The 16,498-nt window shown below is 37.2% G+C and carries 13 protein-coding genes; 3 read left to right on the forward strand and 10 right to left on the reverse strand.

What is annotated here, in order from left to right; all coding sequences use genetic code 11:
- Positions 1-258 precede the first annotated feature (258 nt).
- Positions 259-861, reverse strand: coding sequence for a hypothetical protein (locus tag EO120_RS07100; protein ID WP_127134792.1), 603 nt, complete (start codon positions 859-861; stop codon positions 259-261).
- A 168-nt stretch (positions 862-1,029) separates the two neighbouring features.
- On the reverse strand, positions 1,030-1,770 hold the full coding sequence (locus EO120_RS07105; RefSeq protein ID WP_164725734.1) for a sigma-70 family RNA polymerase sigma factor: 741 nt from the start codon (positions 1,768-1,770) through the stop codon (positions 1,030-1,032).
- Between the two features lie 232 nt (positions 1,771-2,002).
- On the opposite strand from EO120_RS07105, the gene EO120_RS07110 reads away from it, so the two are divergent.
- A complete protein-coding gene (locus EO120_RS07110; RefSeq protein ID WP_241234914.1) occupies positions 2,003-4,672 on the forward strand; it encodes a YadA-like family protein in 2,670 nt (889 codons plus the stop codon).
- 95 nt (positions 4,673-4,767) lie between these two features.
- On the opposite strand, the gene EO120_RS07115 is transcribed toward EO120_RS07110, so the two are convergent.
- Positions 4,768-5,952, reverse strand: a complete 1,185-nt coding sequence (locus tag EO120_RS07115) for an O-antigen ligase family protein (protein ID WP_127134794.1) — start codon at positions 5,950-5,952, stop codon at positions 4,768-4,770.
- A 95-nt stretch (positions 5,953-6,047) separates the two neighbouring features.
- On the opposite strand from EO120_RS07115, the gene EO120_RS07120 reads away from it, so the two are divergent.
- Positions 6,048-6,797 carry a glycosyltransferase family 25 protein gene (locus EO120_RS07120; protein WP_127134795.1) on the forward strand — a complete coding sequence of 250 codons (750 nt, stop codon included), beginning with the start codon at positions 6,048-6,050 and terminating at the stop codon, positions 6,795-6,797.
- On the opposite strand, the gene EO120_RS07125 is transcribed toward EO120_RS07120, so the two are convergent.
- From EO120_RS07125 to EO120_RS07155, 7 genes are all read right to left on the reverse strand, one after another.
- On the reverse strand, positions 6,794-7,735 hold the full coding sequence (locus tag EO120_RS07125) for a VirK/YbjX family protein (RefSeq protein WP_127134796.1): 942 nt from the start codon (positions 7,733-7,735) through the stop codon (positions 6,794-6,796). The two genes, EO120_RS07120 and EO120_RS07125, sit on opposite strands and share 4 nt — an antisense overlap.
- Before the next feature lie 39 nt (positions 7,736-7,774).
- Positions 7,775-8,902 carry a glycosyltransferase family protein gene (locus tag EO120_RS07130; protein ID WP_127134797.1) on the reverse strand — a complete coding sequence of 376 codons (1,128 nt, stop codon included), beginning with the start codon at positions 8,900-8,902 and terminating at the stop codon, positions 7,775-7,777.
- A gap of 108 nt (positions 8,903-9,010) precedes the next feature.
- Positions 9,011-9,769 (reverse strand): glycosyltransferase family 2 protein, encoded by a 759-nt coding sequence (locus EO120_RS07135; protein ID WP_127134798.1) that lies wholly within the window; start codon positions 9,767-9,769, stop codon positions 9,011-9,013.
- A gap of 49 nt (positions 9,770-9,818) precedes the next feature.
- Positions 9,819-10,799: a glycosyltransferase gene (locus tag EO120_RS07140; protein WP_127134799.1), complete on the reverse strand. Its 981-nt coding sequence runs from the start codon at positions 10,797-10,799 to the stop codon at positions 9,819-9,821.
- Positions 10,800-10,872: 73 nt separating this feature from the next.
- On the reverse strand, positions 10,873-12,807 hold the full coding sequence (locus tag EO120_RS07145) for an LTA synthase family protein (protein WP_206512479.1): 1,935 nt from the start codon (positions 12,805-12,807) through the stop codon (positions 10,873-10,875).
- A 182-nt stretch (positions 12,808-12,989) separates the two neighbouring features.
- Positions 12,990-13,769, reverse strand: coding sequence for a hypothetical protein (locus EO120_RS07150; RefSeq protein WP_127134801.1), 780 nt, complete (start codon positions 13,767-13,769; stop codon positions 12,990-12,992).
- Positions 13,770-13,957: 188 nt separating this feature from the next.
- Positions 13,958-14,554, reverse strand: coding sequence for an SAM-dependent methyltransferase (locus EO120_RS07155; protein WP_127134802.1), 597 nt, complete (start codon positions 14,552-14,554; stop codon positions 13,958-13,960).
- Positions 14,555-14,984: 430 nt separating this feature from the next.
- Between EO120_RS07155 and EO120_RS07160 the strand changes: the two genes are divergently transcribed.
- Positions 14,985-16,361: a hemolysin family protein gene (locus tag EO120_RS07160; protein WP_127134803.1), complete on the forward strand. Its 1,377-nt coding sequence runs from the start codon at positions 14,985-14,987 to the stop codon at positions 16,359-16,361.
- The last annotated feature ends 137 nt before the right edge of the window (positions 16,362-16,498 follow it).

Raw genomic sequence — 16,498 nt, forward strand, 5'->3', positions numbered from 1 at the left:
ACTATATACAATAAAATGTGTTTTCAAAAAAATAGGACGGTTGTCACCGTCCTATTTTTACCTCTAGTCCTATACTTTACCTCTAACAGATAAATTATAAACAAGAGTTCATTCAACTTATTGCTATACCGTACTTATATCTCAATTAAATTATATCTGTTCCAACTCCTAATTATTAATTCACTAACTATATAAAATAGCCGTATTTCATGTTTTCTGTACCAACAAGTGTTACAAAGGTTAATCTTCTGTTTCCTATTATTTATGTGCCAAGTGATCCCAAGCATAAAACAGTTCAGATACAACACAACGGCTACGAGTCAATTTCATATACGCAAACCATCGCCGCATATAATACATATGCTCTTGCAAGGCTTCCCGCAATTTTCGTTGTGTATGTTGCATGGAATGGTACACCATAATAGGTTCAAAATCACCATAGCAAATATAGCAAGTATCTGGTGTTTTACCCGGTTTCAACCTGTACGATTCAGGTAATACCACATTGAATTGACCATATACAATATCACGACCAATCGGTTGACGTACTTTCAAAAATGCCATCGTCATATGTGGTCCATAGGTACGCGGATCTGTATATGCAGGTTTTACCCCCGTTACAGGACGAATAGGCGATACGCCCCATCCTTCATCGCGAAGCAAGTTACGCAAAAATCGACGCATAGATTGTTCTACAACGACCTCGCGCCCATCCGCATAATAACAATGCGTACCATCTGTACCGTTAACATACTGAGGCAATACACAGCAAATGTATTTGCTAGGATCTCCGTATACATCGTGAAATTGATTGTCTGCGACTGGTTCTAGTGTTGTATCAGTATCCAATTTGATATACATGGCTGTACTTTCCTTTCTTTACAAAGAATAAAGTAATATAAGGAATATTCCCACCATAAATTGTATATGCATATATTGTATGAAAATTCGCCTCCGCTCTTATGAGTTTATTGTATACCTATTATAATTACTTGTAAATATATAAATCGCGATTTTTAGAATATTTATTTAATTTATACCTTGAGATGAACTGCTGGTAGCAATCATCATATACTGCTGTAACCGTTGCAATGCCCTTTTATGACGGTTTTGTACGGCTTGTGGTGTAATGTGTTCTCTACGCCCAATCGATGTGAAAGAATGACCTTCTACATATACATTATGTAGCAATTGCTGTTGGTCAGGGGTTAATCGTTGCAAAGCAGACCACAATGTATGACGTAGTGAATCTTCCTCTGATTTGTCTAACACAGTAGATTCTACTGTGACCGTATCAGCAAATTGTTCCATCGATATCAGAGTACCGTCTTCACCATCACTGACCGCAGGATAAGAAATTTCATGACGCCAACAACGGGTTGTTTGTTTAAAAAATCGTAAGTGACCATAATGCATCATGGATTTAACATATCCAGCAAAGGGAATATCTCCTGATGTGTCATAACTCTGAACCGCTTCGAGGAATACAATCCATAAAAATGATTCCACATCATCCGCCACCGTTTGATGGGACGATAAACGAGCATATTTCAAAATAAGGGGTCTATACCGACGACATAATTCAATCTGCGCTGCATCTAAGGTCAACCCTGAGCAATCCACCACCTCTTGACTAGAACTTTGCACAGTCATCAACGGAGATTGACAAATACGTATTAAACTCACATCCGTAACAGCTGCTAATACAACAGGCGAACAAACAACGGTCTTGGTAGGTTCTACTATAGTTCGATTTTGTATGCTACTCATAACTATATCCTTTCTGCCTAGGCCTAGTTGCATCATACTAAACATTAAGAACGTGCGCAAATCGGTGATATCAGTGAAAAACAGTGAAATAACCGATAGAAATCATGTATTATAATCGGTACATAAATTTTATAATGTATTTTCTCCCATATATGCTACAATATAATTGAGAATTCATGAGCTTTACATGAATATGCCTTTTCAATGTATTAATTTGAAAGAAGGGATTACTATGCGAAAACGGCATTTCTTATTATCCATGTTAATTCAAGGGGCATTGGCATCTAGTCTACTCGTAGCAGGTGCGGTAGACACCACCCCAGGATCAGGCGTCGGTGTCGCTGTCGGCACCGGCAGTAGTGCACCTAAAGCAGAGAATGTGGCCATCGGCAAAGGCGCTACTATCTCCTATAGCAATGGTGCCAGTGCCGCCACTGGGGATATTGCCATTGGTGCAGGCGCCAAGACAAACAACTATGCCAGCCAAGGTGGCAGCATCGCCATGGGTAGAAACGCATTTGCAGAAAATATGACAGGTAAACAAGAATCTAATTTCACCTTTGGTCAATCTACCTACCATGCTGGCAACTGGCTAGGCACTTTACAAATACCAGATAACCCAGAAAAATTAGCTGGCAGTATTGCCATCGGCGATAACACCTACGCCCGTAGCGGTAGTATTATGATCGGTTCTCACAATTTTGATGGCCCTATGGGCGATGCAACTAGTGTCCAATCTAGTGCTACACGTTCTCGCAACATCAATGTTAATGCTACCACTATAGGCACCAATAGTTATAACCAAGGTGCTCACAGCACCATTACAGGTTCCTATTCCATCATTACTGGCGCCTATAATGGTTCTGCTTTTAGCGGCTATGCCACACAAAATCTAGGTGCTACCATTACCGGTTCATTAAATAGTATTGAATCAGAAACCTCTAACAATAGATATTCCGGTATTGCTAACACTATATCGGGCGTAGCGAACCGCACCAATAATTCCAATGGTTCTCTTATTTACGGCGCAGGCAATGAAATTATCAATTCCCATACGAGTTTAACAAATGTACCGACTAGTGCTACTGGTACGGTTCCAGAATTCGCGGAACAATTACGCAATTCTGTGCGTGCATCCAATAGCGGCGGTGCTACCATGATTCTCGGTGGCGGAAATAAAGCAGATACAACACAACATGTATCGCTAATTGGCGTAAACAATACAGCAAAAAACACTGAAAATTCCCTCGTTATGGGCGATAATCACACAGTCAATGATTCAGAACACGCCATCATCATCGGTACTGCTGATGCGAATAAAAACATGACTACCACTGCCAGCAATATTGTCGCTATCGGTCATAACAGCAATGCACAAAAGGACTATGCTATCGCCATCGGTGAGAATGCTGTTGTTAGTGAAAGCGGGTCCCTCGCAATTGGTTCCAATGCAGTTGCCTCTGTAGATAACGGTGTAGCCCTCGGTACATATTCAAAAGCCACTGTTGCAGCCGGTGCCGTAGGTTATGACACAAGCACCAAAAAAGCATCTACCGATACAACACCAACATGGAAATCCACAGCAGCTGCCGTATCTGTAGGTGACGTAGATAATAGATTAACCCGACAAATTACATCTGTCGCAGCTGGCACAAACGATACCGACGCCGTCAACGTGGCACAATTAAAAACAGTACAACAACAAATCGATACCAATACAAGCGATATTAAAAATCTCACAACCAAAGTGGACAATCATACAACCACAATTAACAATCACACACAACAAATCGCTGATAATTCTAAACGGATTACCAATAACACAAATAATATCGCGGACAACCGTCGCATTATCGACGCGAATACTAAAAATATCACCAACAACACAAACAACATCGCGGACAATCGTCGTCTAATCGATAAAAACACTAAAAATATTACTAATAATACCAACAATATTGCTGACAACCGTCGCCTCATTGACGCTAATACGACAAAGATTAATAACATCTCAAACAATATTGCTGACAACCGCCGTCTCATCGATGCTAATACGAAAAATATTACCAACAATACTAACAATATTGCTGACAACCGTCGCATTATCGATGAAAATACTAAAAATATCACCAACAACACAAACAATATTGCGGATAATCGCCATCTAATCGATGCTAATACTACAAAGATTGATAACATCTCAAACAATATTGCTGACAATCGTCGTCTAATCGATGAAAATACTAAAAATATTACTAACAATACTAATAATATTGCGGATAATCGTCGCCTCATCGATGCTAATACTACAAAGATTGATAACAATACCAACAATATTGCTGACAATCGCCGCCTCATCGATGCTAATACGACAAAGATTGATAACAATACCAACAATATTGCGGATAATCGTCGTCTCATCGATGCTAATACGACAAAGATTGATAACAATACCAACAATATTGCTGACAACCGTCGTCTAATCGATACGAATACGACAGCGATTAAATCTATCAACTCCAATGTTCGTCAACTAGATAATCGAATGAACCGTGCCGTAGCTGGTGCCGCAGCGTTAGCAGCTTTGCATCCACTCGATTTCGATGAAAATGCAAAATGGGACGTAGCCGCAGGTTACGGTCACTACAAAAACGGTAATGCCGCAGCCCTCGGAGCTTTCTACCGTCCAAACGAGGATATGCAGCTCAGCATAGGGTCCACTGTCGGCAATGGTGAAACCGTCCTCAACGCAGGCATATCCGTTAAAATCGGTTCTCACGACACCGCATCCGTATCTCGCAAAACATTGACAAAACAAGTAGAAGATCTGCAACATACAGTACAAACACAACAACAAGAAATAGAGGAACTTAAGGACATGATTCGGTCCATAAAACAATAATAACTATGTTATAAACGATATGAATGTTATAGTCTAAATAAAACACCTATTATCATCAGAATAAATTTGATGATAATAGGTGTTTTTTCCTTTATCTATTGATTATGCCTAGAAACTAACTCATTATTAATTCTATAAGTACTATCTATATATGTTATATATCCCAATAATAGCATATATAGATGTATTGCAAATCGATGCCCCATGCTAAGATCCACAAATCCTTGTATAATAATACCCAATGTAACCCATAACATAGCTAAATACATTATATGATTCCTATCATTTAAATAGTTACGAATTAAATATATTACACACAAAATATTAAATATAATGTAACCCAAAGCACCGATAAGTCCAGAACCAGTGAGAAAATATAAAAAGGTATTATGTGGATGTGATACATTAGGCTCTTTTGCTTTTGGATAAATGTATTGCTCTTTATAATAATATTTCCACTGCTCTAATCCTACACCAAATACTGGGTAATCGTACCACATATTAATGCTAGATTTATAAATTAGTAATCGTTCATTATCATAATTTCTTGCCCACAACGATGGGTTAATTGCTAAATACGAAAGAACACTAATACATAAAGCACCAATTATAATTGTTATCTTAGCAAATGTATTGTTCCACCTATTTAATATACCATATAGCATACATGCTATAACGCCACCGATGATAAATCCAGCAAAACCACCTCTAGAATATGTATGGATTAATACATACCCATTTAGCAATATAGTGATCAGTATAATAAAAGCTTGAATTCTATAGAATTTATATATTTTCATAAATCCCACTATAGAAAATGGCAATACTTGAATCAATGTATTGGCCAGTATATTAGCATTTGAAAATATAGATACAAGTCGAGGCATTGAATTATTTCCAATACTTTCCCATATAGCTATTAAACTTAACAAAGCACCACTAATAGATACAATACAAACTATATAGGACTGTATTCTATATAAATGATTAGCTAGTATCATAGATACAAAAGGTAATGTCCAAGTTACAAAGGAAATCGTTTTCCCTGGTACTGTTCCATTATATATACCTGCAATCAACAAACTACCCAATAGACTACAATAAGCTATAATTAATAATTTTGATTTTTTTGATATTTCTAATTTCTTGTATGATATAATACCACATATAATAGATATGCCTAATACTACATTAGATAATCCTGTAGAAAAGGGAATTACACTAATAACTATAAGGGCTATAATAGAGACATTCCAAATATAATATACAATTTTATTCATCAATATTGCATCCTATATATTTATAATATTAACTTTAATACATCTATCATATATAACGATTTTAATCGACAAAAATATACTAACAAGGAGGCTCTATGAATTATTATTTTATTTCCGATAAGAATAATGCCAAAAGAAGAGAACACATTGCTAATCAATGCAAAAAAATTGGATTAGAACCACGTTATTTCGATGCCATTATGGGAAAAAATATATCAAATCTAGAATTACATCAGTCTGTTGTAGAAACAAACTGTTTAACACCTAGTGAAATTGGTTGTGCCTTAAGTCATCTTTCATTATATAAACAGTTGATTGCATCATCTCATCAAGCATTAATAGTCTTTGAAGATGACGTACATTTTACCGACTCTTTATCATTAGATATATTACAAGAATTATATCAATTTGTAGAAACACATAAAGGTCCTTGTGTACTTACCTTAAAAGCTAGCGAAACATACTATACAAAAGTAAAATTTCTCAATCCTTTTACTATCTACTCTACACCACGTTTTATGGATGCCTATGCTTATATAATTAATAAAGAGGCTGCCCAAAATATAATAGCAGCACAAACACCTTTATCATTTGAAATAGATGTATATAGATATTATTATTATTTAAACCTCTGTGATTTATATTCAGTATATCCTAGTCCAACCTATGTGGATGATACAATAGAATCCACTATAAAAGACCGCGATACAGAAGAGTTTAAATTATTGCGTTCAAAATATCGCACAGCAAATTTTAACCAATTATTTTCAAAACTTTCATTAAAAAATAAAATACTATCAATATATCGACGAATCAAAAAACACCAAAGTAAATCGACATATTAATGATTATTCTCTTTTAAATATGGTTTCAAATTTTCTCCAATTTGTTGTTCATACGCATCCAATAATTCGTAGCGTTTACGGTATTGGCTGCGTTTTTGTGATTTGATGTCTTCTAATGGTTTACGGTATTCTTCTACAGGTATAGAGTAAAAACGCGGATCTGTAGTAATGGTACCACCAATATCTTCCCACAATGGGTCTAGCTCTGCTACCTTTGCTTTATGACCTCGCACCATATGGGTGTTAGCGTAAAAGCCTTCATCAGACACAGCATACATGGATTCTACACGGCAATATTTCGCCAGTTCTCTAATAAGGAACACAATAAAGTTCTTTGGACGGTATCCAAACATTTTTTTCGTAATGTGTTTCGCATTATCAAGACCATCTTTATATCCTTGGATAGTACCAATCCACAATGTTGGTTCCCCTTTTAAGCCTTTACCAAGTCGAATGTTGGCGTGATATACGCCTTCATTACCAAGTTGTAACAATATCGTAAACAAACCTTCCTTACGTTGACCAGTCATGAAATTAAGATGCGCCGTCATGTTTAATTCTTCGTCACGCCACAATAAAATACCTTGTTCCAAACCTGTTGGTTTTAATTCATCAGGATTATATATCAATTCAATGGCTTCACTCGTGAATACTGTTTCAAGAGTTGTAAAATGATTTTTTACAGCATCGATACGCTCCCGCAATGTAGAGTCTTTAAATAAGAAAATACGACTCATCAATTCATATAAGCCTTCTTGTTTGTCTAAAATATGTGGATCTGGTTTATAATTAGCAAAAAATGATTTATATTCCATCATTTCCGATTTATGCAACACAGTACGCAAAAAATGCAAAGTTACACGGCGAGTTTCACGCCATGATTTACTACCATAAATGGCGCGACCATTAGCCCACTGTTCTTTTATATATTGGAACATACACTCTCCTCACTACTATACGATTGTATGTGTTTAAGATTACGATTTCAATATAGATGTAATTAGCTGTCTGTGACTATAATCTTCATTAGCTTTTTTTAGCCCTTCTTCGTACACCTCAGGATGTTCAATCATTTGATTCACAAATTTTTCAAGTCCCTTACGAATGGTATCCACCGAAGATATATCGAGGCTTTCACCAATTCGATAATGAGCGAGCACCTCTGGATTAATTTCCGGTGACATAAGGGATGGTTTGTAAAAACCGATGGCAGTATAGAGCATAGCACTCCAGTGATAGCGATACCGCTCAGCGCCATAAGGCATGAGAATAGCATCAACGGACAGGAGGGCACGGTCCCAATCGGAACCGATAAGGTTAGCATGGAGAAATTCGATAGTATCCACATCATTGTACTCTTTCGCAATATTCTCAAACAACTCACCATCTTCTAGTTTCGCCGTCGCCCCTTGTACGAGAAGCTTTACAGCACCTGTGAAAGTAGCGGTTTTGAAAGCATCCAACAAAGGGATGATGTTTTTTTCTTTTCTAAATTGACCGAAAAACCCCAGTCGCAACGGTTGGTGTGTAATAAATGTCGGCGTTTCCCCTGTAGATGGAGTAAACACCGGAGGTTCCACAGCGCGAACGCGCGGCAAATCACTGCGTAACATATCATCGCGCAAGGTGATGACATCTAAATAGATATTGTCATACTGATGAGCCCGCTCTGCTTGTTTGATAAAACGCTCATTTTCTCCTTTGCCAATGCCGTGAAAAATGAGATGTACTGGCACTTGTGCATGTTTGAGCTCCGTATCTAAGAGGGCTTTCACATAACGATAAGTAGCCGTAGGAATGATGATAGCATCACAACGATGTTCTTTGATAAGGCGAGCAGCGGAATTAAACCACCCGCGACGTCGTTTTTCGCGGAGTATCGACAGAAATGGTTTCTTCCATCTCGAAGCACCTGCATAGGTTACCACAGGACCACCTGCAAGATACAATACCTCTACTCCATAGTCCACCTTAAAGGTAAAGCCTTCAGGTACCATCAATACAGGTTCATGGCCTTGACGTTTCAGTTCATTGATGATGAGACGATCAAATTCCACCTCATGACCGGCAGGCATGATAATACTTTCAAGAATTGCAACGCGCACGGTAGAACCTCCTTATAATAATATAGCCTTCTAAGCATTCGATACTAATTTGATACTGCATCATAGAGAAAACACATTATGGCAATATGATTCGCTATCATATTTCTACTACAATTTACCATTGGATTTGAGCAAATAATATAGTTTCACATATTTAATCATGGTATAGAAATAGTGATTTACAGACAAAATAAATCCCATTTTGCCATCCAAGAATCCTCTATCCAAGATGTATACCTTGAAAAAAGCCCAACTAGGACGAATGATAATATCCTTAAAAAAAGAGCAGGATTTACCAGCATCTCTATATTTTTCCGCTGCCAAAGTAGTATAATTGTTGAATTTGTTGAAGTATTGTTGCCAATTGTCGTATGTGTAATGGTACATAGGCCCCTGTAATTTTGCTTCTTTATAAGGTGTAATGATAGCCGGATGCACATAGCCTTCTACATAACTACCTTCTGCAGGCATGAGGCGCAATACATAATCGGGACGCAATACGCCATGAGTGGCCTTATTATGATGAAATTTATTTCGCCGCTGCATCCAATATGCCTTTGGCTCATCCTTTTGCACAGCCGTAACGATTTCTGCACCTAATTCAGGAGAAATCCGCTCGTCCGCATCAAGGAATAGAATCCATTTCGATTTCGCCTCTTGAATGGCAAATGTTTGTTGACCACCCCAATCACCGTTCATAGCGTGCTGTACTACGCGGGCACCCATGGATGCCGCTATCTCCGGCGTCTGATCCGTACTGAAATCATCGATAACCAATACTTCGTCAGCAAATCCTACCGTATCGATGCAGTCCTTAATATTCTGTTCTTCATTTTTTGCCAAAATAATAACTGTTACTGTAGACATATGTACCTCATAAAATAATATCTAGTAAATAACTTCTACTATCTTTCTATTATTTTGTAACTCTAATTTGTTTACGCCAATATGATAGTTTAGCTCCCAACTTATGAATAACATCAAAACGATTGAAAGCCCATAAAAATAATTTATATTTAGTGCTAAGCATCTTATAGGAATATTGATTTCTATATTGTCTAACTAATTCTGCACATTTTTCATAATATATTCTATTTGACTCATTAGGCTGTGCATAATAGGCTGTTAAACATGATAATACAGATTTCATCAACAAACTATTACAAGCATCAACATATGGTAGTCGTTGTTGCATAGCAAATTCTAATCGTTCTATATAGCCTAAAACAAAATCCCATCTTGATTTGGCATCAAAAGATGTTTGCGTTATAGAGTTAGGATTAAGTCTATAATAATATAAACATGTATCAATGTGACCTATCTTTTGAGCATTATGCATAATTAAATAGGAAGTAGCAGAATCTTCAAATTTACGACCTATAGGAAATCGAACGGTATCTATCACACTTCTTTTATATAATTTATTCCAAGCCGCTGTAAATCCATCACATAAAGATAGCTTTAAAGCCTCATCATGATTATATATAGTCAAAGCTCCATCATTTTTATAAGATTTTATATTATTCTCTGACTTATATCTAAAAGCATTACATTCGATTATGTCTAATTGATGTTGTTCTAAAGCATCTACTAATACACTATACATAGTTAAGTCTAAAAAATCGTCAGAATCAACAAAAGCAATATAGTCCCCAGTTGCTTCATCTATCCCTCTATTTCGAGCCGCACTTAAGCCACCATTATGTTGATGAATTACCTTTATCCTAGAATCTTGATTTGCATACGTATCACAAATAGTTCCACTATTATCAGTAGATCCATCATCAACAAGAATAATTTCTAAATATGTATATGTTTGATGAATAATAGATTCAATACACTGTTTGAGGTATGGCTCTACATTATATACAGGAACAATGACTGATAGTAATTTCATAGACTCCCCCTTGCTCTCTTATAAACAATACAATTACAAACTACATGCTTTTCTCCTAATCATATAGATTATTTTACTCCACCTTATTCCCCTGTTTTATCCGCCACGCCGCCAGTTGTCGCATGGTGTTCATATAATCTTGATAGGATTTTGGCATGTCCTTATTTTCTATGTAGATGCCATTCGCATCCATCCACAATCGATGGTTAAATACGAACGAATAAGGTTCAAATAAACTCGGTACCATAGATGTATATGTTTGACCAGGTCGTCCTACTAATTCTGCCAAAGTAGGGATAAGTTGGATGCTCATACCAAATGCATCGGGTCTAAGCCATTCTTGTTTGATTCCTTGACCATAGAAGATAAGTGGTATGGTAGAAGCCACCTTTGGTTCTTGTTCGGTAGCAAAGTTGAATCGTTCACTATGGTCACCGGTAATAACGAATAATGCCGATGGATCGTGTTGTTGTTCTTCTCGTATATATTGACCCATTACATGATCTGCGTACCAAATATGGCCGATTTCATTAATTTGTTGATCTGTATTAGTCATTGATTCTGGCAGATGGCTGCGCACAAATTCTGCATCAAAGCCTTCTTTGGTGACATCAATGCTATATGGCGGATGATTCGACGTAGTCATAATGACATTTAGGATTTTCTCGTTTCTGTGTTCATTCATATACGCAAATATAGCTGCAAACATATCTTTATCTGCTACACCCCACGCATTGGATTCTTCACTTTGCATTTCTGACGCATCGTGAAATTCATCAAAACCTTGTGCTAAGGCGAAAGCTTTCACATTTTGCCATGTACTAAAACCACCATACCAAAATACAGTTTTGTAACCTAAATCTTTCATTACAGGACCAACACCTAAACCATAGGGTTGTTCGTAACTCATATGTTCATAATTAGGATATAATCCCGTATCCGGCATACCTGTTAATAGACCATTAATAGCAGGCATAGTTCCCGTTCCTTGTGCTAATGCGTACTGCGTATGCATCGCATTCGGTTGCTGTTCAACATAACGACCTTCACTGACGATATAGGAACCTAACTCATTAAATTTGCTTAGAAATGGCCATAATCCATAAGACTCACCGAGGATGATATGAATAGATTGGGGTTGTTGTTGTAATCGTTCGATACTAATTGTTTTTGTGAAAGCTTCATCAAAACCTGCTCCATTCCAATGCCCACCTACAGATTCGATATGTTGTTTCAATTCATCTGGTGTAAATTGAACGGTTTCTAACTGACGAGTCCGTTCTGCGATAGCTTTCACACGATATAGAGCCTGTGCATCGTCCAATATCGTTTCATTGAGCAAATTAGAATTGAGTCGAGCCGCGCTTTCCCAATTAATAGAATGGGTATAGTTGAAAGCTCCACCAAAGCGAAAGAAAATAAATAAAATAACAAATCCTACCAAACTGCTTATGCCTGTCATCCATTGACTTCGTTTAGACTTAGGTTGCCAAACTAAAGTAGGTATGTTAAGCAATTTCACCAACAACCAGCTCAATAGAGTACCTACTATCAGCGCACCAATGAGAAATGGAATGGCATGGTATTCATTGATAGCCGTGTTAATAATAGCCTGTATATCATCGTGTTTACCATTGATGAGCATCGCATTATAAGATGAATTAAAAATAGTATAGAATGGAATGCGACCAAAAAACAGTAAGGTCATGACTATTGTAACAATGGTATACCAAATGTTTCGTATCCGTTGAGCAGGCCAATGGCTCGTGATGACATGACATAATGTAGCAAATACTAATCCTACCAATGTAATGGCACCTACGGTTTTCAGACTCAATCTAAACCCAAGCCACAAAGACATTCCTATATCAGCCCATGATGTATGAGATAGCTGAGATTGAAATAAGGTTAAAAAAACAACTCGGAATATGGTAATTAAGATAGCCATAAACAAAAAAGCTTTTGCTTCCTGTTGAATACCACTAATCCATCGTTCCCAGCGATTCATCATATGTCTAATCCCCTTATACTAAAATTTTTAATTATCTATCTGCTATTAAATTGCTATTTACTTCTGTTAAATTACTATTTACTTTGGATATTTGCCACACTTAGAGCCTTTACAGCGCTTACACTTACCACAACCACGGTCTATCGTAGCACCCGCATGTGTGGAATGTTGTTTCCATGCTACGATAATTTCTTTTTTTTTAATTTTTTAGATTCTTTAGACCCTTTGATTTCTTGCTTCGCCGCTTTTTTAGAGGCTTTCTTGGCGGCTTTACTTTCTTTTTCTAACGCTTTATCTGCTTTTTTGGCTGCTTTCTTAGCAGCTTTTTTTTCTTTTGCTAAAGTTTTTTCTGCCTTTTTATCTGCTTTTTTAGCAGCCTTTTCCTCTTTAGATTTAGACGATATTTCACCTTTAGTAAGTTTACCGGAGATTTTAGCCCATTCTTTTTCAATGCGCTTCATTTGTTTTTTCAACAATTTATCAATTTTCTTTTGTTCTTTTGAACGATGATGTTTTTCTTTAGCAGATTTCTTCTCTTGTTTAGACATAGAAACTTGTTTATCTACGTCTATTATATTAAATTTTATTTCTTCGTTACTTTCTCTATCTTCTTTACTTTTAGTATCTGCTATATCAACCAAGTCAGAGGTATTCCGTTCACTAGTTTCTGTCATATCATCACCTAGTAAATCATGTTCCAAGTTATCATAACTATGTAACAATGACATACGATGCTGCACCGCTTCAATTTGATTCCACAATTCCACGAGATTCGCCGTATACTGCATACGTTCCTTGATTTCTAAATACGCTTGGTACACAATGGCCAATTCCTGTTCACTAAGTCCCGCTTCAGCACCGATTTCCTCAATTAACTGCTGCATTTGCTGATCTTTGTCATACTGATGAATGAGGCCGTCCCGAATTGTATCTATTACTGCTGTTTCTATATATTCCATGGCGTCCTCCTTTGTGATATACACTTATTCCTAATGTACCATTATATCAAAAATTACACTGTTTTTCTGCGATAAATTGGGGATGTTACATAAAAATAATCTAAAGTCGTCAAACATTTGTAACACGTACTCATAAAGATATGTTTTTTTACAAATATACATATCCTCAAAATCACTAAAAAGTCTATTTAATACGTAACGCTATACACCAGTATTTTCTCTTTTTCATCATCTTCATCAAACAAATCTCCACAGTCAATGGTATCGTCCAATTCCAATCGCCAATGGTTATTTAAAAACTGTTCTGTTTCTTGTGACGGATAATAGAAAAACAATTGAATGTGCCGTTCTTGTTTGTGAAAGGAGTCAAATATATTCGACAATACACGTTTGATAGTATGTAATGGAAAAGGATTAAAGAAAAAACAGCGGTCTACTATTTCTGACACTTCATAGGTGGCAGCATCGCCTAATACAAATGACACTCTGTTGCGTGCGGCGGCGCTTTCACCATTGATAAGAGCCCGTTCGTACAAGCGTTCATCGTACTCTACTCCGATAACGTGGCATCCTGTTTGATACGCCATGAACACAGCGACCCGTCCCTTACCACTGCCGTAATCAATGAGCGTATGTTTCTTGCCAATATATCCACTATTAGCGAGGCGTTCAAGAACACAATAATCCGTTGCCTCGTATGGATGATGATCTCCATCAGACCGACTATCATCGCGACCGGACGTTTTTATCTGTAGTATCTGTTCCCATTGTTGTTCGTCAATCATTGTTATACCTTTACAAATCATAGTTCTAGATGTAATATAATAATACAAAGGAAATTAAGGCATCGCATTTTTGCACGCCAAATGAAAAAAGCAGGGTGGCAGCCCTGCTTTTTTCGGGCTAGTTACTGACCTAAGTATTCATCTAGCCACTTGCAGATATAGTGGGTAATTACACCTGCTATGATGGACACTATTAAGGAAATTAAGACTTCTAGCATCTCTACACCCCCTTCCTGTTACCAGTCTGGGGCAGTAACAATTTTATTATACTATCGATGTATACCATAATCCATAAAGAAGATATATTTGTAAATGTAATGACAAGTATATTTGCTACAAAAGACACATAAAACAGCAGAGCTCCAGCTCTGCTGTTTTATGTTATAATGATACTATTATAATTTTTCTTTACGTAAAGGAGCAACCCCACATGGACAGTGATCTGACCTTAGATTTTATCATTATCATCGCATTGATTATCGCCAATGGTCTATTTTCGATGACGGAGCTCGCCATCGTGAATGCCAAGAAACGCCGCCTCGAGGAGATGGCAGAGTCTGGTAATGAACGTGCCAAAAAGGCTTTTGAACTGGCTGAGAATCCAAATGATATGTTCTCCACTATTCAAATTGGTATCACTTTGGTAGGTATTTTAACAGGTCTTTATTCTGGCGCTACTTTCTCAGGTCCTCTTGAGGATGTATTGGTGAAAGCTATTCCTAGTATCAGTGCCTATGCTGCTTCCATTAGTTCCTTTTTAATCGTTGCCATTATCACTTATTTATCCCTCGTCATGGGCGAATTAGTGCCAAAACGCTTGGCACTCAACAGTCCTGAAACCATTGCCGTATTAGTAGCAAAGCCAATTTATTGGCTTTCACAAGCATTAAAACCTATCGTGTTATTCCTAGGCGCATCTACGGAATGTTTACTCAAATTGTTAGGTGTAAAAATCAAGGAAGAAGCACCGGTGACGGAATCGGAAATCAATAAAATGCTCACCGAAGGGGTTGCTATGGGCGCCTACGAAGAAGAGGAACCGATTTTGGTGGAAAATATTTTCCATTTAGCAGACATGAATGCCGGTGATGTAATGACGCCACGAACGCAGTTGAAATGGATTGACATAAATAGCGATGAACAGGACATTATGGATGTGTTAAAAAATGCGAATTATCACAGAATTCCTGTAGGCGAAGATTCACTAGATGAATTTAAGGGTTTCATTACCGTGTCTGATGTGCTGGTTCAAATTATGCAGAATCGTGAAAGCGCCGACAGCGCGTCTACATTGTCAATTCACAACATTATCAAATCTTGTTTGCGCGAACCACTCCTCATGCCGGAATCTATTTCTCTCATGAAATTATTGAACACCTTGCGTACAGAAGGGGTACATGAAACTATCATCCTCGACGAATATGGCGGTTTTAGCGGTCTTGTTACCTTGCATGATATTATGGAAGAAATCGTAGGTCTCATGCCGTCTGGTGAAGAGGAAATCAAGGAAGAGGAAAATCGCATCGTAGAACGAGACGATGGTACTTGGCTTGTCGATGGATTACTGGACGTAGACGAATTTAAAGAATTTTTCCATATCCACAAAGATTTACCACGGGAAGAAGATGATTTATATAAAACCATGGGTGGTTTATTAAATTTATTATTTGGACGTATCCCACGAGAAGGGGATTGTACATCGTGGGATGGATATACCTTTGAAGTTATGGATATGGATCATACGAGAATCGATAAAATTCTCGTTTCTTATGTACCTCCTATCATAGAAAGTATAGAAGAAGAGTAGTTTCTATTAACATTTACTATGACATATTATAAAAAATAAATGATAGTAGAAAATAAATGTTAAATACCTTATATGCCTCCCACATTTTTATAAAGCAATAAAAAGAGATTAGCCAATCTGAACAGTATCCTTATGTT

This window comes from Veillonella caviae (genome assembly GCF_003992125.1).
Taxonomy (GTDB): Bacteria; Bacillota; Negativicutes; order Veillonellales; family Veillonellaceae; genus Veillonella; species Veillonella caviae.